Origin of the sequence: Pseudoalteromonas sp. 2CM36K, assembly GCF_023161865.1 — a bacterium.
In the GTDB taxonomy this organism is placed as follows: domain Bacteria; phylum Pseudomonadota; class Gammaproteobacteria; order Enterobacterales; family Alteromonadaceae; genus Pseudoalteromonas; species Pseudoalteromonas tetraodonis.
In genome coordinates, this window is the sequence record NZ_JALNTK010000016.1 from 87,582 (window position 1) to 110,888 (window position 23,307).

24 protein-coding genes and 1 pseudogene are annotated in these 23,307 nt (G+C 39.9%); 12 read left to right on the forward strand and 13 right to left on the reverse strand.

Annotated elements, in window-relative coordinates; all coding sequences use genetic code 11:
* Positions 1–137 precede the first annotated feature (137 nt).
* Positions 138–548 (forward strand): NUDIX hydrolase, encoded by a 411-nt coding sequence (locus tag MTN97_RS11375; RefSeq protein WP_036956608.1) that lies wholly within the window; start codon positions 138–140, stop codon positions 546–548.
* Here the strand turns inward: MTN97_RS11375 and MTN97_RS11380 are convergent.
* Both MTN97_RS11380 and MTN97_RS11385 read right to left on the reverse strand, forming a co-directional pair.
* Positions 545–1,306: a substrate-binding periplasmic protein gene (locus MTN97_RS11380; RefSeq protein ID WP_248474426.1), complete on the reverse strand. Its 762-nt coding sequence runs from the start codon at positions 1,304–1,306 to the stop codon at positions 545–547. The genes MTN97_RS11375 and MTN97_RS11380 overlap by 4 nt on opposite strands.
* A 92-nt stretch (positions 1,307–1,398) precedes the next feature.
* Positions 1,399–2,397 (reverse strand): AraC family transcriptional regulator, encoded by a 999-nt coding sequence (locus MTN97_RS11385; RefSeq protein WP_248474427.1) that lies wholly within the window; start codon positions 2,395–2,397, stop codon positions 1,399–1,401.
* Positions 2,398–2,493: 96 nt separating this feature from the next.
* Here MTN97_RS11385 and MTN97_RS11390 point away from each other — a divergent pair, with 96 nt between their 5' ends.
* Both MTN97_RS11390 and MTN97_RS11395 read left to right on the forward strand, forming a co-directional pair.
* On the forward strand, positions 2,494–2,943 hold the full coding sequence (locus MTN97_RS11390; RefSeq protein WP_214553116.1) for an SRPBCC family protein: 450 nt from the start codon (positions 2,494–2,496) through the stop codon (positions 2,941–2,943).
* Positions 2,933–3,757, forward strand: a complete 825-nt coding sequence (locus tag MTN97_RS11395) for a sterol desaturase family protein (protein ID WP_248474428.1) — start codon at positions 2,933–2,935, stop codon at positions 3,755–3,757. Before MTN97_RS11390 ends, MTN97_RS11395 begins: the two co-directional genes overlap by 11 nt.
* Positions 3,758–3,827: 70 nt before the next feature.
* On the opposite strand, the gene MTN97_RS11400 is transcribed toward MTN97_RS11395, so the two are convergent.
* The 5 genes from MTN97_RS11400 to MTN97_RS11420 form a co-directional block, all read right to left on the reverse strand.
* Positions 3,828–4,112: a fasciclin domain-containing protein gene (locus tag MTN97_RS11400; protein ID WP_248474429.1), complete on the reverse strand. Its 285-nt coding sequence runs from the start codon at positions 4,110–4,112 to the stop codon at positions 3,828–3,830.
* Positions 4,106–4,564 carry a fasciclin domain-containing protein gene (locus tag MTN97_RS11405; RefSeq protein WP_312842962.1) on the reverse strand — a complete coding sequence of 153 codons (459 nt, stop codon included), beginning with the start codon at positions 4,562–4,564 and terminating at the stop codon, positions 4,106–4,108. Before MTN97_RS11405 ends, MTN97_RS11400 begins: the two co-directional genes overlap by 7 nt.
* Positions 4,518–4,997, reverse strand: coding sequence for a fasciclin domain-containing protein (locus MTN97_RS11410; RefSeq protein WP_248474430.1), 480 nt, complete (start codon positions 4,995–4,997; stop codon positions 4,518–4,520). Before MTN97_RS11410 ends, MTN97_RS11405 begins: the two co-directional genes overlap by 47 nt.
* Before the next feature lie 133 nt (positions 4,998–5,130).
* Positions 5,131–5,514 carry a hypothetical protein gene (locus tag MTN97_RS11415; protein WP_008111424.1) on the reverse strand — a complete coding sequence of 128 codons (384 nt, stop codon included), beginning with the start codon at positions 5,512–5,514 and terminating at the stop codon, positions 5,131–5,133.
* Positions 5,511–5,879 (reverse strand): hypothetical protein, encoded by a 369-nt coding sequence (locus MTN97_RS11420; RefSeq protein ID WP_171034667.1) that lies wholly within the window; start codon positions 5,877–5,879, stop codon positions 5,511–5,513. The genes MTN97_RS11415 and MTN97_RS11420 overlap by 4 nt, the downstream gene beginning before the upstream one ends.
* Before the next feature lie 220 nt (positions 5,880–6,099).
* Between MTN97_RS11420 and MTN97_RS11425 the strand changes: the two genes are divergently transcribed.
* Complete coding sequence (locus tag MTN97_RS11425; protein ID WP_036981430.1) at positions 6,100–6,522, forward strand: VOC family protein; 423 nt, start codon at positions 6,100–6,102, stop codon at positions 6,520–6,522.
* Positions 6,523–6,546: 24 nt separating this feature from the next.
* On the opposite strand, the gene MTN97_RS11430 is transcribed toward MTN97_RS11425, so the two are convergent.
* Both MTN97_RS11430 and MTN97_RS11435 read right to left on the reverse strand, forming a co-directional pair.
* Positions 6,547–8,169: a diguanylate cyclase gene (locus MTN97_RS11430; RefSeq protein ID WP_248474431.1), complete on the reverse strand. Its 1,623-nt coding sequence runs from the start codon at positions 8,167–8,169 to the stop codon at positions 6,547–6,549.
* Positions 8,170–8,282: 113 nt separating this feature from the next.
* Positions 8,283–9,158, reverse strand: a complete 876-nt coding sequence (locus MTN97_RS11435; RefSeq protein ID WP_248474432.1) for an AraC family transcriptional regulator — start codon at positions 9,156–9,158, stop codon at positions 8,283–8,285.
* Between the two features lie 183 nt (positions 9,159–9,341).
* Here MTN97_RS11435 and MTN97_RS11440 point away from each other — a divergent pair, with 183 nt between their 5' ends.
* From MTN97_RS11440 to MTN97_RS11460, 5 genes are all read left to right on the forward strand, one after another.
* Entirely contained in the window at positions 9,342–10,487 is a 1,146-nt protein-coding gene (locus tag MTN97_RS11440) for an iron-containing alcohol dehydrogenase (RefSeq protein ID WP_248474433.1), read from the forward strand.
* A gap of 189 nt (positions 10,488–10,676) precedes the next feature.
* Positions 10,677–11,003 carry a hypothetical protein gene (locus tag MTN97_RS11445; RefSeq protein WP_248474434.1) on the forward strand — a complete coding sequence of 109 codons (327 nt, stop codon included), beginning with the start codon at positions 10,677–10,679 and terminating at the stop codon, positions 11,001–11,003.
* A 173-nt stretch (positions 11,004–11,176) separates the two neighbouring features.
* Complete coding sequence (locus MTN97_RS11450; RefSeq protein WP_248474435.1) at positions 11,177–12,430, forward strand: TolC family protein; 1,254 nt, start codon at positions 11,177–11,179, stop codon at positions 12,428–12,430.
* Positions 12,427–13,656, forward strand: coding sequence for an efflux RND transporter periplasmic adaptor subunit (locus tag MTN97_RS11455; protein ID WP_248474436.1), 1,230 nt, complete (start codon positions 12,427–12,429; stop codon positions 13,654–13,656). The genes MTN97_RS11450 and MTN97_RS11455 overlap by 4 nt, the downstream gene beginning before the upstream one ends.
* Before the next feature lie 8 nt (positions 13,657–13,664).
* Positions 13,665–16,802 (forward strand): efflux RND transporter permease subunit, encoded by a 3,138-nt coding sequence (locus MTN97_RS11460; protein ID WP_248474437.1) that lies wholly within the window; start codon positions 13,665–13,667, stop codon positions 16,800–16,802.
* 78 nt (positions 16,803–16,880) lie between these two features.
* On the opposite strand, the pseudogene MTN97_RS11465 reads toward MTN97_RS11460, so the two are convergent.
* Positions 16,881–17,141: pseudogene (locus tag MTN97_RS11465) on the reverse strand (DUF3754 domain-containing protein); the annotation flags it as partial.
* Between the two features lie 262 nt (positions 17,142–17,403).
* On the opposite strand from MTN97_RS11465, the gene MTN97_RS11470 reads away from it, so the two are divergent.
* Positions 17,404–17,673 (forward strand): hypothetical protein, encoded by a 270-nt coding sequence (locus MTN97_RS11470; protein WP_248474438.1) that lies wholly within the window; start codon positions 17,404–17,406, stop codon positions 17,671–17,673.
* A 148-nt stretch (positions 17,674–17,821) separates the two neighbouring features.
* Positions 17,822–19,180 carry a PQQ-binding-like beta-propeller repeat protein gene (locus MTN97_RS11475; RefSeq protein ID WP_248474439.1) on the forward strand — a complete coding sequence of 453 codons (1,359 nt, stop codon included), beginning with the start codon at positions 17,822–17,824 and terminating at the stop codon, positions 19,178–19,180.
* Positions 19,181–19,230: 50 nt separating this feature from the next.
* Here the strand turns inward: MTN97_RS11475 and MTN97_RS11480 are convergent, their stop codons facing one another.
* Positions 19,231–21,612 (reverse strand): serine/threonine-protein kinase, encoded by a 2,382-nt coding sequence (locus tag MTN97_RS11480; protein ID WP_248474440.1) that lies wholly within the window; start codon positions 21,610–21,612, stop codon positions 19,231–19,233.
* A 19-nt stretch (positions 21,613–21,631) separates the two neighbouring features.
* Positions 21,632–22,198: an antiterminator Q family protein gene (locus MTN97_RS11485; RefSeq protein ID WP_248474441.1), complete on the reverse strand. Its 567-nt coding sequence runs from the start codon at positions 22,196–22,198 to the stop codon at positions 21,632–21,634.
* Between the two features lie 335 nt (positions 22,199–22,533).
* On the opposite strand from MTN97_RS11485, the gene MTN97_RS11490 reads away from it, so the two are divergent.
* Positions 22,534–23,118, forward strand: coding sequence for a YqaA family protein (locus MTN97_RS11490; protein ID WP_248474442.1), 585 nt, complete (start codon positions 22,534–22,536; stop codon positions 23,116–23,118).
* Positions 23,119–23,217: 99 nt separating this feature from the next.
* Here the strand turns inward: MTN97_RS11490 and MTN97_RS11495 are convergent.
* Positions 23,218–23,307: transposase (locus MTN97_RS11495; RefSeq protein WP_248474446.1), on the reverse strand; the 90-nt coding region annotated here is incomplete at its 5' end.

Genomic DNA, 23,307 nt, shown 5'->3' on the forward strand with positions numbered 1-23,307 from the left:
TTCGACTATGGTCGGTTGAATAATGAACGGGTTGTGTGGTTTTTAGCTAACGCTATGGTTTATAACGAACTAACAACTAGTTTGATGATTTAAATGAGGTAACATATAAAAATGATGAACTATTTAATGTAGTAATAATGAGTCAAGTTGTCAGAGTAGGCGTTGCAGTGATAGTAATGCATGATAATAAAATTTTACTCGGTGAGCGAATAGGCGCACATGGTGCAAATACCTGGGCAACCCCTGGGGGGCATTTAGAATTTGGTGAAACGGTTGAGCAATGTGCAGTGCGCGAAGTAGCAGAAGAGACAGGGCTTACTGTTACTAATATTCGTAAACTCGATTTTACCAACGATATTTTTAGCGCCGAGAACAAGCATTATATTACTTTATATGTGCAGGCAAAGTATGAAGGTGGCGAGCCTGTAAATAAAGAGCCTAACAAATGTTTACAGTGGCGTTGGTGCGATATTAATAACTTACCTTCACCTTTATTTACTTCATTAAAAAATTACTTAACACAAGGCGTTTTACCCACTCAAGACTAAAGGCGCGTTGGAATAGGGAGTTGCCATTTATTTAAAATTTGTTGGTATTCACCGCTTTCTTTTATCGCGTTTAATCTAGCAGTAATAATTTTCGCTGTTTGCGGGTTAAGCTGCTTACTTGCTGCAAAGTGAAGAGAAGAAGGTAGTTCATCTAAATGTATACGCTTAGTAATTAAGCTTGGGTCGAGCCCTGCTCGCTTTAACTCGTTTTCAAGGGTGAGGGTGTTAGTCACCACAAAATCGATACGATTTTTATACAGCATTCTCCATAGCTGCTGGTAGTAACTCACTAAGACTAGATTCTCACTTTCAGTAAAGCCTTGAGCTTCTAAATAAGCTTGTGCAGAATAACCGCGAATAGTGGCTACTTTGTATTCTTTGGCAAAGTTTAAGTGAATCACTTCATCGTTATGACTGCGTAAACTTACTAGGTATGCATCTGCAAAATACACTTTTCCCAGCCACTTAAACTGGCTGTTTCTGTTTGGTGTTTTTAACAGTGACAGCATGATGGCATTAGGATTGGCTTGTTGTTGTTGAAACATACGCGCCATCGGCATTATTTCAAACGTTGCTGTTAAAGCCGTGCCTTTTAATACTGCTTTAGCGATATCAACTAAGGCACCCTGCGCTTCACCTTGAGGGTTTTTAAAATGATAAGGGGGCAAATCTTCAGCGATGAAGGTGACCGGGTTTGCGTGACAGACCGCACTATAAAAAACCACTACAAAAACAGTTAACATCATACGCAAACGCATAAATAATTGTCTTTAAAGCAATACATGAGGCTAGTGTAAATAAAATTAATAAAAAGGTACACGGTAATATGTGTTTTAGGTAATCAAATTGTTTAATTGTTGTTTTTTATAAATTGACGAGGTGAGCATTGATACCAGCGCTTAAAGGCGCGATTAAAAGAGCTTTGATCATTAAACCCCAACATAGTTGCAATACTGCTTAGCGGATAATGAGGAATATAAGTTAACAAACGGCGTTTTTGCTCTTGCTCAAGAAGAGCAGCAAAATTGGTGTTTTCTTGCTTTAGATGACGTTGCACTGTGCGCGGGGTCATATTTAAAGCACTAGCCGTTCTGATCAGTGAACAGTCCTGCAAATCGTATTTAGCCATTAAAATATGATTAATTTTTTCTGTTAATAATTGCTGACTTTTAAACTGGGATAGCTGTTGCTCTGACATTTGCTTTAGCACAGCGTTAATCTGGGAGTTATCGGTTTTAAAAGGAAGGGTTAAGTAACTACTTGGAAACTCTACTTGATTAAAGTTAGCGCCAGCTTTTACTGGGCAATTAAACCATTGCGCTAATTGTTGTAACTCACTGTCTGAAAAATGTGCTATGAAATAAACGCAACTAGGCGAAAGCTGAGGATTAAGCAGTTGGCGTATAACACTTACCCACGCGGTCATATTTCGTAATACGGCCTGTGGACTGCACTGTGGGTCTGCTAACCAGGTTACCTTGCAAAGTGTTTGTTGCTGTTCAAACTCAGCACGCCCTATGTTAGCCACTAAACTGTCGTAGCTCAGTAATGCAGTAATGGCACTGGCTAGATTAGTACTTGATTCAATTAAATACCCAAGTACACCAAAATCAGCGGTGCGTATTTGTTTTCCTAACTCAAACCCGAATAAGGAGTCATTTAGCGTTTGCTGTGCATAACTAAGCAGCGCATTATAGCTTTTTAAGCTAATACGAGGCGCTAATTGTTGTGTTTGCTTATTTGCATATTCATCAAATTCAATGGCAGTTAGTATCTCTTGGCTATCTAATCCTGTGCTTTGAAGATAATCCAAACAGCTAGAAAAGTAATGATCGGCTAAGGTTTTCATTTGTCGCCTAAAGCTAAAAAATAGTCATCTAATCGCAAGTTTGCCATGCAATATTTTTATATGCTAGAGCTCTATAAAAATAATATGGGGCACACAATGATTGAGATAAACGTTAAACATAGTGTGGCAGCAACGCCTGAACAATTATGCACCTTATTATTAGCGCATGCTGATTTGGGGCGCTTTTTTAATGCGCAGTTTGAAGTGTTAACACCGCAAGACTCGGGTGAAATAAGTGGTGGAAAAGGCACCATTAGACAAATAAAAATGCAAGGTACAACATTTAAAGAGCAAATAATAACGGCCAATAATAGCCACATTTGTTACCGCATTTTAGGGGATAAACCCGTTGCACAGCACCGTGGTGATATTTACTTAAAAGCCAATAATACTCAGCCATCACTCACCGAGATCAGCTACCATATTCGTTGTATTGCGCCTTTGTGGTTACCCGACTTTATACTGGCTTTTTTTATAAAAAAAGATGTTAGCCAAGCACTTAAAAAAATAGCCAGCTATTTTCAGGAGAAACGTCATGAGCATTGAAATTATTTTATTAGCACTGAGCCCTATTTTTTTGCTGTTTGTAGGGGTTGAGTTTATAAAATTTAGACGTTACTACGATATAAAAGACAGCTTAGCCAACGCGTTACTTGCTTTATTACATCAAGGCGCTGATGCCATTGCGTTATTATTATTAATGCCGTTTTTTTATTGGTTGTATCAGTTTCGACTATTTGATATTGAATTGACAGTATTTACTGTTTTAGGCGCTTTTTTACTGCAAGACTTTTTATACTATTGGTTTCATCGTGCATCACACCATATTCATTGGTTATGGGCCGCTCATGTAGTGCATCATAGTTCTACTAAAATGAACTTTACCACGGCATTTAGGCAAAGTTTAATGTATCCGCTGGCGGGAATGTGGCTATTTTGGTTGCCGATGATATTAATAGGCTTTGAGCCTGTGATTGTTTTTGCGGTGGTGGCGCTTAATTTAGCTTATCAATTTTTTGTACACACGCAAGTGGTAAAAAAGCTCGGTTGGTTTGAAGCATTATTTAATACCCCATCGCATCATCGGGTGCACCACGCTATAAATAATGGCTACTTAGATAAAAACTTCGCTGGCGTTTTAATTATTTGGGATAAATTATTTGGCACTTATGTAGAAGAGGATGAAAACAAGCCCTGTAAATACGGCATTATTGGTCAATTAAACAGTAATAACCCAATCAAAATCACTTTTCATCAGTGGCAGTATTTATTTAAAAGTACTTACCAAGCTAAAGGGTTAAAAGCCAAGTCAAACGTGTTGTTTGGCTACCCAACAAGCTCTCAACGTAGTAATAAGTAAACCTATTTTTATATAAAAAAAGCCAGGAGCAAATAGCATCACTCCTAGCTTATCTCACAGTAAAATTTAGTTATTTGGCCGTTGTGATCACTGTATCAATTAAGTGTACAACGCCATTGCTAGTGCAAATATCAGTGGTTGCTACATTGCTGCCAGCTACTTGTAGTGATGTAGCCGGTAAACTTACTTGCCACCAAATATCGTTCACAGCTTGACCATTATTCTGACCAGCTGCCGTATCACCTGAGAAGGTATATAAAGGGAGGCCAAGGTAAGCTACTTGCATGCTGTCATCTGAGCGAGCAATCAATGATAAACCCGGAATATTTTCAATTGATGCCGAAGTACCTAACACGGCGGCCACGTTGTTGCACAAGTTGCTTCACACACGCTCGTTGTCTCACCTAAGTCGTTATCAAATACATACACCGTTTTACCTGACATTGCATCGGTCATACCCGTTACTAAACGATTATTTGTTGCATCATAAGCTACGCTGTCTGTTGCTGTATTTTCAGTACTGGTAAAATCTACCACGTTTACGCTTAGCATATTATCAGCAAGTGCAGTGACCATTTTACCATTGGCTGCAAATGCATCGGTACTTCCAACTTGAGCGCCTAATACGTGTTGAGTCAGAACACCTGTTAGTGCAGCGGTGTCAGCCAATAAGGCATCTAAATCAGCGGAAGGAATTTTACTAAATGCCGCATTTGTTGGTGCAAATACAGTAAATGATTGAGTAGTATCGTTAAACGTATCAACTAACCCTGCTGCTTGCAGAATCCTTGATAAATAGCGAGCTATTTACATAAGAAATAGCAGCCATGTCGCCATTGGCCATTTCTACTTTGTTACTATTGCTATTAGCAATGGCTACAGCGTCATCAGATAAAACAGTGGCGTTAGGGAATACATGGTAAAGCAAAATATCACGAAGTGTATCTGTATCAGCTAACAGCGCATTAATTGTATCCTGACCGAGCGCTGCAAATGCATCATCCGTAGGAGCAAAAACGGTATAGCTGTTAGTTAAATCGTCTAGTGTTTCATCTAGACCTGTTGCTTCTAAAGCTGCTACAAGGGTAGTGAATTCTCCAGAGTCCTGTGCGGCATCAAAAATAGAAACGGCTGGTTGTGGATCTACAGTGACAGGGGCGTTGTTATCGTCGTCGCTACTACAACCTTGAATGAGTAACAAGAAAAGTATGATAGCACCGAGCTTAAATACTTTATTCATAATTTTCCCTTTAATTGAATGTTGCAGTGTTGCAGTGTTGCAGCTTTGCGAACCCTACGTAGCCAAACTTTGTATTGATAAAAAAGGAGCGTTATTTTTGTACGATTTAATTGAACTTTTATTCAAGTAAGTCTTAAATTTTAGTTTTTTTACTGCGAGGCGCACCCAGTAAAATAAAAAGGTGGCAAATACACACTGATAAAAATGCACTAATTCCCAAAGCGCCACCAAAGCCATCAAGAATGGGAACCAAATAGGCAAAAAACAATGAAAATATAATTGCTGAACTGGCAAGCGTATAAACACCAAAGCGGTGAGGGGCGCTCATGCCAATAAAGGTGCCGCCAAAAAAGACGATACTATAGAGTTCTGCGTTGAGGCTCAGCTGTGCAAAAATCAAATAGGCAATAATTGAAAGTGCAGCTGAGGCTCTTATAGCATCAAAGCGGTTATGCTTTGCTAAATAAAAGGTAAAAAAAGCACCAGCCAAGGCTAATACTGGGTATGTAATAGTCATATCAGCAATCCTTTAGCTAAAACAAACAGGGCTACACTGGCAAATGCAATACTGCCTAATCGTCCGCCAAATCCTGCAAATACATTAAGTGTTAGTGTATATAAAACAGCGCCAATGGCAGAAATAATAGCGATTTCCCAATAGTTGCTAATTAAGTTGGTGGAACACATACCGGCAAAACTACCTGCATAAATGGAGGCATAAGGGTGGTTTTGATAACGTGCAGGAAACGGAATAAATGAGCCGATGAGGCCTGTTAAAGCAGCAGACACAACAATAGGTAATGCCAATGTGGTATGCAATATAAAGCACGACAAGCAGCCGATAAAAAAGGTGATGAATTTTAAAAGTATGAATTTAGTCATAAGGCGCACATCATAAAGGTTCAGTTTTAGCTTTAATAGTTAAAATCGACAATTTAAGACTAAAAGCGATATATGGCTCCCAAAAGAGCAAATAACCGTGGCTTTAAATTAAATGTACGCAATGAATGACTAAAAATAATGCCGTTAATGTTCTATAAATTACAAATTATGTATAATGCAGCATATTTCATATATTAAAAGTTATAACCTAAGGTAATTTATGTCTAACTGTTTGCATTTGGCTATTCCAGCTGGTGATCTTGAAAAAGCGAAAGCGTTTTATTGTGACGTGCTTGGTTGTAAAACGGGTAATAGTGAAGCTGGGCGATGGGTAGACATTGATTTTTGGGGTAACGAGTTAACGCTTCATCAAAGCACAGAGCGCTTACCAACAGTGCGTCATGATGTTGATATGGGCGCAGTAGCTGTACCGCATTTTGGTATTCACTTATCTGAAGATGAATTTCAGGCATTAAAAAAACGTATTGCACACGCGGGCCTTGAATATTTAGATAAGCCTTACCGCCGTTTTGTAGGTGATGAATTTGAGCAAGAAACGTTTTTTATTGAAGATCCAAATGGTAACGTTTTAGAAATGAAAACTATGGTAAACCCAGAAGTCTTATTCAAAAAAGACGAGTAATGATTATGCGCCTAAACGATGACTTTAGGCGTTTTCTCTTGTGAAGATTTGCTTAGCCTGCGCTTTTCGTAATGACTTTTTTTGATACATTGCTTTATCACCGGCTTTTAAAACCTCATCTAAATTTTTAGGCGCTTCGCTATAGTTTATTTGCCCTACGCTTGCGTAAATAGCGATGGTGTTACCTTGGTGCTCTAAGCTAAGCGCATTTAATTTTTGTTCAAGGGTCGCAACTCGGCGGTTAATTTTATCTTTGCTGGTAAATAATGCCATAGCCACAAACTCATCTCCGCCTAAGCGGCCAACTGCGTCTTCACTGCGCATATGCTGACTAATTGACTCAGCCACTATGCAGAGTACTTTATCGCCAACATCATGGCCGTAGGTATCATTTATTGCTTTAAATCGGTCTAAATCGATATATAAAAAACACAACACGCCACCACGTTGAGCGTGTTTTTTTAATAACTCATTGGCTTTTAAACTCCAGCCTCGGCGGTTATAAATATGACAAAGATGATCGTAATTAGCGTGCCGTTCAGCCTGTTTTTTAGCATAACTGAGTCGTTGAATTCGCCTACCAACTGCAATAGCAAGAAGCAGAGATTCAATCGCAAAAGCAATCACAAACCCATAACGCTGTATAAAAGGACTGTATTCGGTTAGTAACACTCTAAATATCATGCTGATAAATACACAGCTTAAGGCAATAAATACTAAGCTGGCTTCGTTAACGCCTTGTTTAGCTTGCACGGCTGAGAGTATAAAAATGGTCATCACAATTAGTAGTGACAAATAGCCAGTAACGATTGTGGTGATATTAGTAATAGCGGGCAAATCTAAAGCTATTTTTTGTAAGCACAAAGTCAGTACACATAACGCGGTAATTTTTAATGCATAACTTAATTTGCGCCAATACTCAGGTAGCTCTAATAGTGCGCTCATAAACCAAGTAGCACTGACTATAGTTAAACCAATGCTTAATGTATAAAGGTGGCTGATATATGCAGAAAAGTAGCCATTGGTAAATAAATAGGGCTGGCCTTCTTGTAAAAAAATAAAGCTAGCGATACAAAAAAGATAGATGCCATACAGTTTAAAAATAGCGTCTTTAATGCCATAACCTATTATTAAAGCATAAAAAATAAGCGTTGCGCATAATCCATAAAACACCCCAAATATTAAATTGTACAATTGCACCTTTTCAATAAATTGCTGTGAGTCTAGCCAAGTAAACCGGGGGTTATAGCTGGCAGTAGTGGTTAAAGTTAGCTTTGCATTAAAGCTGCCTTGTTCCATTAAAATAGCCATTTGATTTGTTTTTAAAGGGGCTTTTAATTGGTTATTTTGTTGCCACGAAAAACGTTCAAGTGCAGGGCGAGTAAACGTAAAAACACCGCTTTGGTTTAGCGTACATACCAACTCAAATTGGTTAATGCCTTTTTCTAGTTTTATGTCTGCAGCAATACCTTGCGATAAGGGAGTGGGTACACTGTTTGCGATAGATTTTAAATTGCAGCTATCTTTTGCAATAGCTGTATTGCAGATAAGAAAAATAAAAATGACAAATAAAGCACCGCAAAATTTAATACATAAGGAGGTGGTTATATGTAAGTGCTTCCTTATTGTTACGGTGTTATTGAGCATAGTAGGGTTAAAAAAATGGCTGTTACTCTATATTAACAAAGCGTGTTATCTTTGCTAGTAAAAGTTAATGATAAAGTTTGATATAGCGCATGAGTGGGTAAATCTTATTTTTATTACTCTATTTCACTCGGAGTTTTATTAAAGTGGCGTTTAAACTCACGGCTAAACTGTGATGCACTGGTGTAACCTACCTTAAAAGCAGCTTCATTTGCTTTGCTTCCCGCTGTGGTAATTAACTCTTTTGCTTTAGCTAAACGTACTTTTTTTAAGTATTGTAAGGGAGATTCAAACGTTACCTGCCTAAATGCACGATGAAAAGAGGAGACACTCATATTGACCTCTTCTGCTAAACCTTCAACAGTAATAGGGTTTGCATAGTCCTGATGCATCGTTGCTAGTGAGCGAGCTATACGCGCATAATAGCCATCATGCATAGCTAGACCTATTAAAGTATTCCCTTGGGGGCCGCAAAGGACACGATACACTAGCTCTTTTACTATATCTTCGCCGAATACCTCAGCCTCAAGTGGATTATTTAAAACCGTTAGCAACCTACATGTCACTTGCTCCATTGCGCAGTCTAGCTTGGCGGATTGTACTGTGCCAATATTCGCGCTGGAGACAGATAAAAGCTGGTGCTGCAACATCTGATTAACTAGCTTGTGCAACATGACAGGGTTTATGTCTATAGCTATGCCCATAACCGGTAAGTCATTATCGGTAAACGCTTCACACTCTAATGGGACAGGTACACCTAGTACCAAGTAATCACCTTCGCCGTATTCTATTTGATGTTCTGGGAAATGAATTATTTTACGGCCTTGGCCAACCACGATTATGCCTGAGTTATAAATAAGCGGCTGGCGCGGTGAACTTTTGGTAGCGCGATGAAAATACACCCCAGGAATAATTGTTTCCATGGTGCCCTCAAAGCTTAGTAAATTATTGTGCTCGGCGTATTGTTGCAGCATTTTGGCTATGATGGGCATAAAAGTATCTGTAATTAAAATATTTTGCGTAAAATAACCGTGCTGGTAGTTTTAGGCAAGCTTTAGGCGGTTATTGGGCTTTTTATACATTAACTTTGCTACTAATATGCATCCATCAAAGCTTTACTTGATATGTGGCTAAGTAAAGCATTATGAAATTAACCGTCACCTAGGAGCAAAATAATGAAATTTACCTACGTAAATCCCACTCTCATCCAATTTGGCCAACAGCAAATTGCCGCACTTAGCGACTTGATCGCAAAAGATCAAAAAGTATTGGTTGTTTATGGCGGCGGCTCAATTAAAAAGAACGGCGTGTATGACCAAGTTGCTGCTGCACTTGAAGGTTTTGATTGGGTCGAATTCTCGGGTGTGGGTGCTAACCCAACAATTGAAGTACTTGACCAAGCGGTTAAAATTTGTAAAGAACAAGATATCGACTTTGTATTAGGTGTCGGCGGCGGCTCTGTAATAGACGGCGTTAAATACATTGCCGCTTCTGCAGTATACGACGGCGAAGGTTGGGACATTCCTACTGGTAAGCATACAATTACTAGCGCATTACCAATTGGTGCCGTATTAACGCTACCAGCTACAGGTTCTGAATCTAACCAAAACTCAGTGGTAAGCAAAGAAGCGACTAAGCAAAAATTGCCGTTTGCTTCACCAGAAGTACTGCCTAAATTTGCGATTATGGATCCTGATGTAATGAAAACATTACCACAGCGCCAGCTTGTAAATGGCTTAGTTGATGCGTGGGTGCATACGTGTGAGCAGTACCTTACGTTCCCTGAAGGCGCATTGGTACAAGAAGGATACGCAGAGGCACTATTAAAAACGCTCAAAACACTGGGCGATAACTTTGAAAACCAAGACGATGCATGGCGTGCAAACCTTATGTGGGCAGCTAACCAAGCACTTAATGGCTTAATTGGTTCAGGCGTATCGCAAGATTGGGCAACCCACATGATTGGTCATGAGCTTACTGCTGCCTATGGTGTTGACCATGCGCGTTCGCTTGCTATTGTTCAGCCTTCTTTATTGCGCAATCAATTTGCAGTTAAAAAAGCGAAACTAGAGCAAATGGGTAAAAACGTATTTGGTCTTGAGCAAACTGATGATTTAGCAGAGCAAACAATTCAAGCGATTGAAGCGTTTTACCACAGCCTTGAGGTTGCAACACAGCTAACTGAACATGGTGATGATAAAGCGGCTGCCATTGATAATATTATTGGCAAACTAGAAGCACATGGCATGGTTGCCCTTGGTGAAAACCAAGCGATTACGCTAAAAGAAAGCCGTGAAATTTTAGAACATGCGGTTGCTTAAGCGTTAATTTTAAAAAACCACTGGCTATTAAAGCCGGTGGTTTTTTGTTTTATAGTTAACCTCAGTAAACGCAATTGGCGCCATCAATTGATAAAAAGCCCTTTATTGTCGTTTGCCGCTAATATACTATATGGCTTTAATTGGTTAGGTTTATTTAAGTCAATTTTAGGCTGAGAAGATAGCTAAATTATGCGCTCAAATCGTTTGTTAATGGTCATGTTACTCGTGCTTGTGCACAGCTTTATAAGTTGTGATGGCGCTGCATACCATTTACAAGAAGACGTTGAGCATGTAAGTAACGCATTATCACAAAACACTATAACCGCTGATAATGACCATGGACAAAGCGATAATCAGCCACCGGTTGAGATTCATGCACACCAACATTGTCACTGTGGCTATTACAGCACACTTAGTCACGCTATTATTCCTCAACAAAGTAAACCCTCAGTACTTGTGTATTACCATAGTTTAAATTATCCACCTGATGTACCCCCACCGAATTCATTTAGCTAGTTTTTAATTTAATTTCAATTAATTATTGTGCTTTTAGCTGCCTGCGCGTAAGCGTTCTATGGGCTGTTATGGCATGTTTAAATTGCTAACTATTTTACACTGTCGCTATTTCTTTGCGAAGGTTGAGAATGGTTTGCAAGTGAACTCTGTTTATTAAAAAACGGACAAGCTATATGAATAAAAGATCAATTATGTTGGTGGTGATGCTGTGCGCGCTGCCTGCTTTTAGTGCGTTTGCAAATGTTAAAACACTAACTCTAAAACAAGCGTTGATAAATACCGAGCAACAAAATCCGCTATTAAAACGCTACCCTTATCATCAAAAAATACTCAGCGCACTTAAATCTCAAGCGGCACTTTCGCCTAACCCTATTTTAAATATAGAAGCTGAAAACTTATTAGGGACAAACGATGCGCGTGGTGTGCAAGACGCTGAAATAACCTTGGCATTTAGCCAGCTTATAGAGCTTGGAGATAAACGCCAAAGCCGCATAAATTACGCAACGGCGAACATTAAAGCCCAAGCAATACAATATCAAAATACTCGGTTAGCTTTATTAGCAACCACTGGTGAGCGATATTACGAGGCGCTTAAATTTCAAACCTTACTTACGCTTAACAGCGAACGACATCACGTGGTGAGCCAAGCTCTCAAAGCAATAAAGCAACGGGCTAACGCCGGCGCTGTATCGCAAGCCGATGTAACCCGTATGCGTTATGCACTAAGCCAAGTTGAGCTTGAGACAGCTAAGCTAAATAGCGAATTTGAGCGAGCGCGTTTATCGCTCAATGAGCTGTGGAATGAGCAACATAGCTACACGAATTTCGCAGGGAATATGGCTACCTTAATACCGCTTAAATCTGAGCAAGCGTTACTTAATGCAGTTAACCAAGCGCCTGAGTTTGCCATGTTGCAGCAACAATACTTACAGCAAGCGGCCAACTTAACGCTGCAAAAAGCCAACGGGCAAAGCGACATTAATGTAGGTGCGGGCCTGCGCTACAATCAGCAAAGCGATACCAGTTCGTTGCTGTTTTCGTTTTCTATGCCATTGCAATTGAGTAACCCAAATAGCGGTAATATTGAAGCGGCTAACAGTCAGTTGGCATTGTTACGTGAGCAGCAAGGGCAATTACGGGTTCAGTTACGCCAACAAGTTCGTACCTTGTACACCTATTACCAAGGCAAAACGTTACAGGCGCAGTTGTTATCTGAGCAGGTTATTCCACAAGCCCAAACACTTATTGAGCAAAGTTTAAAAAGCTATCAACGCGGACAAATTTCGGTGTTGCAATTGCTCGATGCCCAACAAGCTCTATTTGACTCTAAACGCGCACTTATCAATACCTATGCAGCGCTATATCAAACGCACCTTACTCTTGAGCGTTTAACTGGCCAATCTTTAACTGAGACTTTTCAATCATGAACAACACGTTTATCGCATTATTAATATTACTTTCGTCTACAACGAGCGTTATAAGCACACATGTATTTGCCTCATCAGAGCATGGGCAAACAGAGCAAACCCAAAAACAAGGTGCCCATGGCGGCTTTTTATTAACCAACGCAAAGCTCACTCTTGAGTTAAAGCTGCGAGAATTGGCAGGTAAAGTTGAGCTGCGCGTATATGGTTATGAGCAAAATCAGCCAGTAGATATAAACGATTTAAGCATCGAAATGAACTTAAAGCGATTAGTAGAAGCGCCGCAAAAAATACAATTTACGCGTGAGAATGAGTACCTTGTTAGCACGCAACCCATAAATGAGCCACATTCGTTTGCGCTTTTCATTACTGCCAATTATAAAGGTGAACACGTTAGTTTTGAGTACACCCAATACGAAGGTCGCACTATGCTTAGTGAGCGAGCGATTAAAGGTGCGGGTATTAAAACGCAGATAGCACAAAGTGGCGAAGTTGATATTTCTGACACGCTGTTTGGTGTTATTGCACCGACACAGCACGGCACAGTAGAAGTGATGGCGCCATATACCGGATTGATCAGCGATATTTTTGTCAGCATTGGTCAAACGGTTCAAAAAGGTGAGGTACTGGCCAGTGTCACCAACCGTGAAACATTGCAAAACTACAGTATTAAAAGCCCCATTAGTGGTGTGGTAACCGAGCAATATTTAAAGCGTGGCGAACTGGCAAGTACTCGTGCGTTAATGCAGGTCGTGAACCTTGATAAAGTATGGGTTGAGCTCTCAGCCTTTCCTGAAAACATCGAAAATCTAGCCATTGGTCAAAGCGCCATCGTGTACGATTTACATCATCATTTAAATGCCCAAGGTAAGGTGTTTTTTATAGCACCTATGATGACCGGCGGGCATATTGCACGTGCCCGTATTGAGCTTAATAACCCTGATGGTCATTGGCGTCCGGGTATGCATGTTAATACTGATGTCAGTATCGATAAAGTCAATGCTCGCGTGCGTGTAAAGCCTGAGGCTATTCAAGAGTTTAACGGCATGGCGAGTGTGTTTGTGCGTAAAAATAATGTGTTTGAAGTACGCCCGGTTACTTTAGGCGCAAAAAATAGCGAGTGGGTTGAAGTCATCGCAGGTTTAAGCCCCGGTAGTGAGTACGTCACTGCCAATAGCTATGTGATCAAAGCCGATATTTTAAAAAGCGGCGCAAGTCACGCTCACTAGGAGGTACCATGATTAACTGGATTGTTTCTTTTGCGGTTAAACGCCGCATGATGGTGCTTGCGCTAACATTTTTATTTGCTGGGTTTGGTGTGTATAACATCCAAAACTTAGCGGTAGATGCTGTCCCCGATATTACCAACGTGCAAGTGCAAATTAATACTAAAGCGCCTGGTTTTACCCCACTTGAAGTTGAGCAGCGTATCACTTACTTAGTCGAAACGGCGATGGCGGGTATTCCTAAGCTTGATTACACCCGCTCAATTTCGCGTTATGGGCTTTCGCAAGTTACCGTTATTTTTAACGAAGGTACCGATATTTACTGGGCGCGCCAGCAAATATCAGAGCGCATTCAAAGTATTCGCGCCGATTTACCTAATAATATTGAGCCAAACCTTGGACCTATTGCCAGTGGTTTAGGTGAAATATTTACCTATAGCGTGCATGTAAAGCCCAATGCGTTAAAAAGTGATGGTACGGCGTATAACGCCGAAGACTTGCGTACTTTGCAAGACTGGGTTATTCGTCCGCAGCTTTTAAAAGTAAAAGGCGTAACCGAAATAAACAGCCAAGGTGGCTTTGAGCGCCAATACCAGGTTGCGCCCATGCCAGAAAAGCTCATTGCTTATAAGCTGACAATCAAGGATGTTATTAGTGCACTTGAGCTTAATAACAGCAACCGTGGCGCAGGGTTTATAGAGCGCTTTGACGGCCAATATTTAGTGCGCTCGCCTGGGCAATTAAAAACCTTAGCCGATATAGCAAACACCGTTATCGCCAAGCGTGATGATGCTCCTGTGCGAATTAAAGATGTGGCCAATGTGTATTTAGGAAAAGAACTTAGAACCGGCGCGGCTACCTATAATGGCGAAGAAACCGTACTAGGCACGGCAATGATGCTAATAGGTGAAAACAGCCGTGTGGTTGCCAAAGCCATGGCTGACAAGTTGATAGAGGTACAAAAAAGCTTACCTGCAGGGGTTATCGTTGAGCCTGTCTATGACCGTACCAACCTGGTTGATAAAACCATTGCCACAGTACAAAAAAACCTGTTTGAAGGGGCGGTATTAGTTATCGTCATTTTACTGTTATTGCTCGGGAACATCACAGGTGCGCTTATTACCGCCATGGTTATTCCGTTGAGTATGCTATTTGCTATTACAGGCATGGTGGGTAATCGAGTCTCGGGTAACTTAATGAGCTTAGGTGCAATCGACTTTGGATTAATTGTAGATGGCGCGGTGATTGTGGTTGAAAACTGCCTTCGTCAATTAGGGATGGCTCAACATAAACATGGGCGCTTACTTACACTCAGTGAGCGTTTAGAGGTTGTAACTTCAGCCACTAAAGAAGTGTTCAGCCCAGCAGTATTTGGCATTTTAATTATTATGTTGGTGTATTTACCGCTATTTGCACTGAGTGGTGTAGAGGGCAAAATGTTTCAGCCTATGGCGTTTACAGTGGTTGCTGCATTAGTTGGCGCACTTATTTTTGCCGTTACCTTTGTGCCTGCCGCTATTGCGGTATTTGTACGCGGTAAAGTGAGTGAGAGCGAAAATGCGGTAATGCGTGGTGTTAAAAAAGGTTATAAACCGCTACTTGGCTTATCGCTTAAATTACCGTGGCTGATGGTGAGCATTGCTGCTGTGCTTGTAATTACACTTGGCTTTAAAGTGAAAAATATGGGCGCCGAATTTTTACCTCAGCTTGATGAAGGTGACATTGCAATGCATGCGCTGCGTATTACTGGCACCGGTATTGAACAATCGGTGCAAATGCAAAAGCAGTTGGAGCAGGCTTTATTAGCGCAACCCGAAATTGCGAACGTATTTTCGAAGATTGGTACTGCGGATGTAGCCAGCGATCCTATGCCGCCTAATGTTGCCGACACCTTTTTAATGCTCAAACCACAAAAGCAATGGCCTGATCCATCACTAAGTAAAGACGCGTTAGTGCAAAAAATTCGTCATCGTGTGAATGAGGTACCGGGTAATAACTATGAATTTACTCAGCCTATAGAAATGCGCTTTAACGAGTTAATTGCTGGTGTGCGTGCCGATGTAGCGCTGCGTATTTACGGTGACGATTTAGCCATACTTAAGCAATTTGGCGAAAAAGCCACCGGCTTAATACGAAATATTACCGGTGCTACCGATGTTCGTTTAGAACAAATGGAGGGCTTGCCTACACTTTCTGTTACTCCAATGCGAGATCATATGGCGCTACTAGGATTAACTGTAAACGACATTCAACAAACGCTTGCCGCTGCCGTTGGCGGGGTGCAAACAGGGCTCATTTATGAGGGTGATAAGCGCTTTTCGTTATTAGTACGCTTAGATAAGCGTTGGTCTGCTGATGTCTCTGCGCTTGCGCGTTTACCTGTCGCATTACCTCAAAGTAGTAACCCTGAGCTTGCATTTGTACCGCTTGGAGAAGTGGCTACAATTAGCATTGAAAAGGGCCCGAATCAAATAAATCGCGAAAGCGGCAAGCGTAATGTGGTAGTAACGGCCAATGTGACAGGGCGTGATTTAGCCAGCTTTGTAAGCGATGCCCAAGCGAGTATGAATGCAAAACTTAACTTACCTAGCGGTTATTGGCTTGAATACGGCGGTACGTTTGAGCAGCTAGAATCGGCAAGTAAACGGCTATCGCTGGTGGTGCCGGTTACTTTAATGCTTATATTTGGACTGCTTTATAGCGCGTTTAATTCACTGCGTGATTCGTTAATTATATTTAGCGGCGTGCCACTTGCACTAACCGGTGGGGTATTAGCATTATTGCTGCGAGATATGCCGCTTTCTATTTCAGCGGGTGTGGGGTTTATCGCGCTGAGTGGTGTAGCGGTATTAAATGGTGTGGTTATGCTGTCGTTTATTAAACAATTAAGAGCTGATGGATTTAGTTTAATAGATGCAATACAAACAGGTGCGCTTTCGCGCCTGCGCCCAGTACTAATGACTGCTTTAGTGGCGAGTTTAGGGTTTATTCCTATGGCGCTAAATACCGGTACCGGCGCTGAGCTACAAAGGCCGCTGGCAACGGTTGTGGTTGGCGGAATTATGTCATCCACTTTGCTAACGTTGTTAATTTTACCAGCACTTTATAAATTAGTGCATGCAAAGTTTACTAGGCATCAAGCTGCTTAGCTAATTGCATCTTGTTAAGTAACGTAAAAAGCAGCTGTAATGACAGCTGCTTTTTTGTTGTTAAGTAAACTTTGCACATTAATTATATTGAAATAGGTTATCCCAGCGCTCATCCAAAATAGTTTTTGCATGATCTAAATTTATTGCACTATACACATAGTTAGTGCGGGTTACTAAACGCATCCGAGTGAGCTTTTCAAGCGCATCGCTAATTTCAAAGTCGAGTTCGCATTTATACTTTGTTTTAAACCACGTCTCTATTTGCTCATCAAGCATTTGTGCGCTTAGACCTTTTTCTGATTTTAGTAAAAACGTATAAGCAAGCAGAGCTTCTTTTATGGTGATGCTGTAAAAATGATTGTTTAAGGTCGTTCTGCCTTTTCTCAATTTATACGCATTATTCATTCACAATTCTTGTGGGTAAAATATAAGTGTAGCAGCGGGTTTACCCCGCGTAAATGAAACCACGTAAATGAAGCCCGCGTCATGTATATTAAAAGAACGCGACATAAAGTCGCTGCTACGTTTCGGGGTAAACTCGACGCGGGATAACCCCTTAAAAGGACGCGACATAAAGTCGCTGCTACGTATAGAGGTGATTATGATTCGTTTAATTTTTTGTTGTTTGATGGTTGGTGTTTTACTAGGCTGTGCGATGAGTGACCCATCAGCAGAGATTGATGAAAATCAGTATGTATATCCTTATAAATGTACACATAAAGGAGAGGTTGAATATCATTCAATAACGGCACGTGAGCCTTTAAGTAAAGCGTTTTTATCTAAAATGCAAAATGCATTGCACGAGGGCTTTGAGCTAGACCCTAATAGTTGCGTGCCTGTAGATGCAATCCCCGAGGCTGAGAATAAGTAATTCGTCTCAATGATTTAGTAACGCCATAAAGACAGATAAAAATATTTTAAATTTGTGAGAAAAATCAAAACATTTTTCGTGTCTGTAATTGTTGTAGCTCTCTTGGTAGAATTTATTTAACAATAAATTATAACTATCAGGTAATTACATGAATTTACAGTTTGAATCTCCTAAAACTAAAACATCAATTATATTTGCGTTAAGTATACTGCTCGCTGCTTGCGGTGGAGGTGGTGGCAGCGATGATCCACAAACCACCAAGTCCGATGCAGATAAACAACCTGATAAGGTTGAAGAGTTGCGCTTAGTGTGGGAAAAATTATTACCAACCACAAGCTTTGCTTATTATTCGTCACCGGCACTAAGTGCTGATGAGCAAACAATTTATATAGGCACAGCCAAGAATGTGCGTAATGATCCCGCAGGTAGTGATGTAATGGTGGCGTATAACCGCGATGGCAGTGAAAAGTGGCGCTACACCTTACCTAATGGCGAAGAGGTTCGCTCAAGCCCTGTTGTACACAATGGTAATATTTATTTTACAGTCGATAAGCGTATTGGTGAGTTTGATAAAGTATACCGTGACTTAGTAGCTCTAAATAGTAGCGGCGAGCAAATATGGCGCCAGCGTGTATCTGATTATGGCTTTCAAACAGGCTCTGGTTTAACTAAGGTTGCGGCTTTTGAAGGCCAGATTATATACACTGGTTTAGATATCCGTGCTTTTAATGCGCAAACGGGTGAGAGCTTGTTTGAGCGTTTATGTAATTGCGAAGAACGACAAGACAGGTTTGTAAATGGAGCAGTAAATTATAACGGTGAGCTTGTTTTTTATGATGAGGGTCGGGTCCTTAAGCTTGATCTAAATAGCTATGAGCTAATGGGTGAGTTCAAAGATATAGACACCTTTGCAGGCGACTTGGTTTACTCAACTCCAGCTATTGATTCTAACAATAATATCTACTTTGGCTCTGAAGCCGGAATATTATACAGCTTTGATGATAATTTGGATCTGCGTTGGAAGTTTGAATTACCAAATCCGCAGGTGTTCGAGGCGCCATACATTCGCTCATCGGTAGCGATAGATGAGTCGCGTAGTACGATTTATTTTGGTACAAAAAATAATGATGATAGTGAGTTTTACGCACTCGATATCAATGATAAAAGTATAAAATGGCAAGTGGCAATTACCGGTGATGTTTATGTGTCTCCTACCATTGGCGATAATGGTAATGTGTATTTTTCTTCAGAAAGTAATTTACTTTATACATATAAACCAGATGGCACGCTTGCATGGCAATATGATTTAAAAGCAAATGTAACTTGGTCTTCTCCAGCTATCGATAGTCAGGGGGTTTTATACATAGGTACTTTATCTGAAAGTAATGTATCGGCCGCAAGTGCAACAGGTAAGCTTGTGGCTATTCAAACCGACAGCACAGGTTTAATGCCTAATACTTGGTCTAAAATTCACCGGGATAATCAAAATAGTGGCGTGGTTAAGTAATCTCAGACCAACTTTATGAACAAGAAGCTGCCAAAGCAGCTTCTTGTACTTTAAAGATCTTTAATTCGTTTTTGAACCATTTCAATAAACTGACTATCTGCACCATATTGTTTAGCAAATATTTTAATAGCTTCCTCTCCATTCTCTTTCGCTTTTTGCTTATTATTAAGAGCCACTTCAACGGGGATACTGTTAACTAGAACAATCCCACGCCTTGGGTGATCGATACCATATTCATCGGTAATTAAAATAAGTAAGTCAGCAAATGCTTGCTTTGCTTTAGGGTACTGCTCAGTTAATCGATACACCAATGCTAAACCATTTAGGGCACCTAATTTTAGGTGCGAATCACTTTGGTTAAGTTCTGTATCAATCGCAAGTGCTTGTTCAAAATTTTTCTTTGCAGAGTTATAGTCCTTTGCGTCTAATTGAGCATTACCCAAGTAGACATAGCTAAAACCTGTATCTGTATGAGCGGATGGATAGAAGCTCTCTAGAGTTTGTGTTACCTCTTTCAGTGTTGATATTGCTTTCTCTGTTTCTTTTAATTCTGCGTAAGTATTCGCTAGATTAGCTAATTGCTCGGCTATCAAGGGGTGGTTTTTACTATATATTTTAATACTCCTTGCTAAACTTGAATCAAAATATTTTAATGCCTTTTCGTATTTCCCCATGTTATGTAAGATGATAGCTATTTCATGTTCTGCTAAAGCAATACTCACATTATCTTCAGGAAAGTATTCGGTAATAATACTTAGCGATTTTTCGCGTAACTCTAGCGATTTAGGGTAGTTAGATAAATGTACCAAATTGATGGCTTGATCAGTTAAAACCAACGACTCTAATTTTTTATCAGGGTTAAAACTCAATGATTTTGTATATAACTCGTTCGCTTTTTTATAATTTTCAAGGCCAGCATAAATTTTACCGAGTAATTGGTAATACCTTGCTTGTATCTGATTATCTTGCGTTAAGGGGTCTTGTAAGTAACGCTTAGCTTCTTCGAATTGACTAAGTTGGATTAAATTCTCTGCTATTTCACTGGCTAACTCAAAATCATTTTCGTTTTCTTCTTGTTTAATATTTAGTGCTTGTTGATACGCATTGTTTGCACTTTGGTATTCCCCTAGTGCTGTTAATGAGTCGCCTATTTTTTTATTTAATCTATAAATAATTTCAGGGTTGTTGTTAAATTCACTGTGTGTTTTTTGTTGTTGTTTTAGTAGTAAATCTTTGGCTAGTATTGGTTGCCCTTTGTTTACTTCAGGATTGGCCTGTTCAAATGTATTGAACATAAACTCAAGAATAGATTCCGATAGCCGCTGCTCTTTTATAAGTGATGTATTTTGAGCCCACAGGACTGACGTAAAGCTTACTGAAGCAATAACCAATGCAGATGCTAGCATTACGGGAATAGGGTGGCGTTGTGAATACTTTTTTAAGGTATAGCGTTTGCTTTGTAATATACTAATCGGTTTATTACTTAAAAAGCACTCTAGCTCAACCTTTAATCGTGATGAGCTTTCATAGCGCTCAGTTACATTCTTCAGAGCTTTATTAGTAATGCACTTTATTTCGTAGCTCTGTTTTGGAACTAAATTTTTTAGTATTTTCCCTAAACTATACACGTCACTCTGAGTCGTAAGCGTTTGTCCTGCAAGTTGCTCTGGGCTGGCGTACTCTTGACTTAGTGCTTTTATATAATCATTAACAACGAAGTCTATATGTTCACTATTTATCGTACGTGCAACACCAAAATCAATAAGCTTGGGTTCGCCTTGTTTGTTAACAAGTATGTTCGATGGTTTTAAATCTGCATGGATCACTCGGTTCTGGTGAGCATAGCTAACGGCATCACACACTTTACAAAATAAAGACAGGCGCTGTTTTGTATTTAAGTTTTGCTCATCGCAGTAAATTAAAAGCGTGGTGCCTTCGACGTATTCCATCACCATGTACATGCCAAATTCACATTCACCTGCGTCTAGTACCCCTGCTATATTTTGATGGTTTAGTTGTGCTAGATATTGCGCTTCACGGGTTAAGTTTTGTGGGCCGTGTAATGCAGTAATAGTTGGGTAAATAACTTTTATAGCAACGGTTTGCTCAAATTTACCATCATTTCGATGTGCTAAGTAAACAACACCCATACCCCCACTACCCAATAAGGTTTTTAATGTGAAATGGGCAATGGTTTTGCCTATCAAGTTTTCTATTTTATTATTTTTACTTAAAAGGTCAGTGGAGTGGCTAATTGATTGATGAAATTGTGTTTGCTGCTGATTTTTATTATGCGCTAATATAAGTTGCTTAGTTTCATTTAGCACATCTTTACTTACGCTCTCCACGCTTTCTAGGCCTGTCATCAGGTCGTTAGGAAATTCTTTAAGTAAGTATTCAAATAAATTGAGTGAATTAGTAAATTTAGTCATTATTATTCTTATTTTTTGATTAGTGCTCTATGCAGAGCCTTAAAAATGCTTTTGCAGCGTCCAATTCACGATAAACAGTGGCTAGTGATACATCAAATTGCTCCGCTAATGTGCTAGTATCAATGCCCAAAAAGTAATGTTGAGAGAATATTAGTGCTTTTTGCGGATGATCTTTTTCTAAATGATTTAATGCGCTGTCAAGTGCCAAAAAGTCTTCTTGGTGTTTTAGTTGATCGCTTTGTTGCTGGGTTTTTTCTGCATTAGGAGTGCGTTTAAGGGCTTGAAACTTGCGAATTTCATCGCATAAAATATTGCGAATAAACACACTGATATAAGCATTAAACTGTGTTTTTTGACTAATACTTTGTTGTGGAGGAATTAGTTCCATAAGAGATTGATGGAGTAGTGAGCCAGTGTTTGGTAAGTGCTGTAGCACGTAAGTTGAATCTATTTCACCACGATAGTTTTGTAAGTGACTATGACAGACTTGTTTGAGATGATAATAAAGGCGCGCTTTTAACTCGTTTGCACTTTGCGTACAGCCATTTTGCCAGCCAGTAATTAATTGTTCTATTGGGAGCTGCATGTATCAAGTTCCTTCTGTAATTTTTATACAATATATTTTTGCAATCTCGATAACAAGTGTTAATTTTATGTTTTTTATGCATAAGGTGTTGCTGATAAAACTATCTATTTATTTTAATTGCGTTGATCAACGCTGTATTTAAGTAAGTAAAAAAAAAGGTCTGCAAAATTACATATTATGCTAGCGTTTTCTAAATATAGTGTGCGTTTAATGTTTAAAACGCTTTTTAGTAAGCGCATTCAACTTATATGAATGTTGAAAGTGTCCTTCTTAAGGTAGCATTAACCTTATTATGAGATGATTTAATCACTTACCTCATTGTTAACAGGACGTTTATGGCTATACAAAAAAAGCTCAAGAAAAAAACACGTCAGTTTATTGAGTCTAAAAATATGCTCAGCGGGATCACGTTTGCTTCATTTTTAGAATCCACCATAGTGCCCATTCCACTCGAGGCGGTGCTAGTACCGCTAATGCAAGCAAGGCGGGAAAAGCTTTGGCAAATTGCCCTTATGGCCACAATCGGCTGTGTTATAGGGGCGTTGTTTGGTTATGCGTTGGGTTATTATTTATTTGATGTAGTGGGCGATTGGATCATTAATACCTTTTCTAGTCCTGAACAGTTTGAAAACGTTAAGCAAAAAATGCAGGCACAAGGTTTTTGGTTTGTATTAAGCCTAGGTATTGTGCCTATTCCGTTTCAAATTGCGATGTTGGCCGCCGGAGCTACCAAGTACTCGCTGGCACTGTTTTTAGTGGCATCTGCGATTGCCCGCTCCATACGCTATTTTGGGTTAGCGTTAGTGGTATATTATGCAGGCAATCAAGCTGAGCGACTTATCAGTAAACATAAAACTAAAACTATGATTGGGTTAACTATTTTAGTTGCCGTTGGCTGGATAATTAGTACGCAAATATAAATAAAGCAGTTTAAGTTTATGGTATAGTTTTTAGCAGTTTCGCCGTAAACCCTCGCCCGATCCGAGGGCGGGGATTTACGGCGTAAAGTTCGAAGAACTTTAATCTGGTGTGGATTGGCTATCAACATAAGCTCGAAGCGTTTCAATCGTTGCTCCACCCGCACTGCAAGCAAAGTAAGACCTAGACCA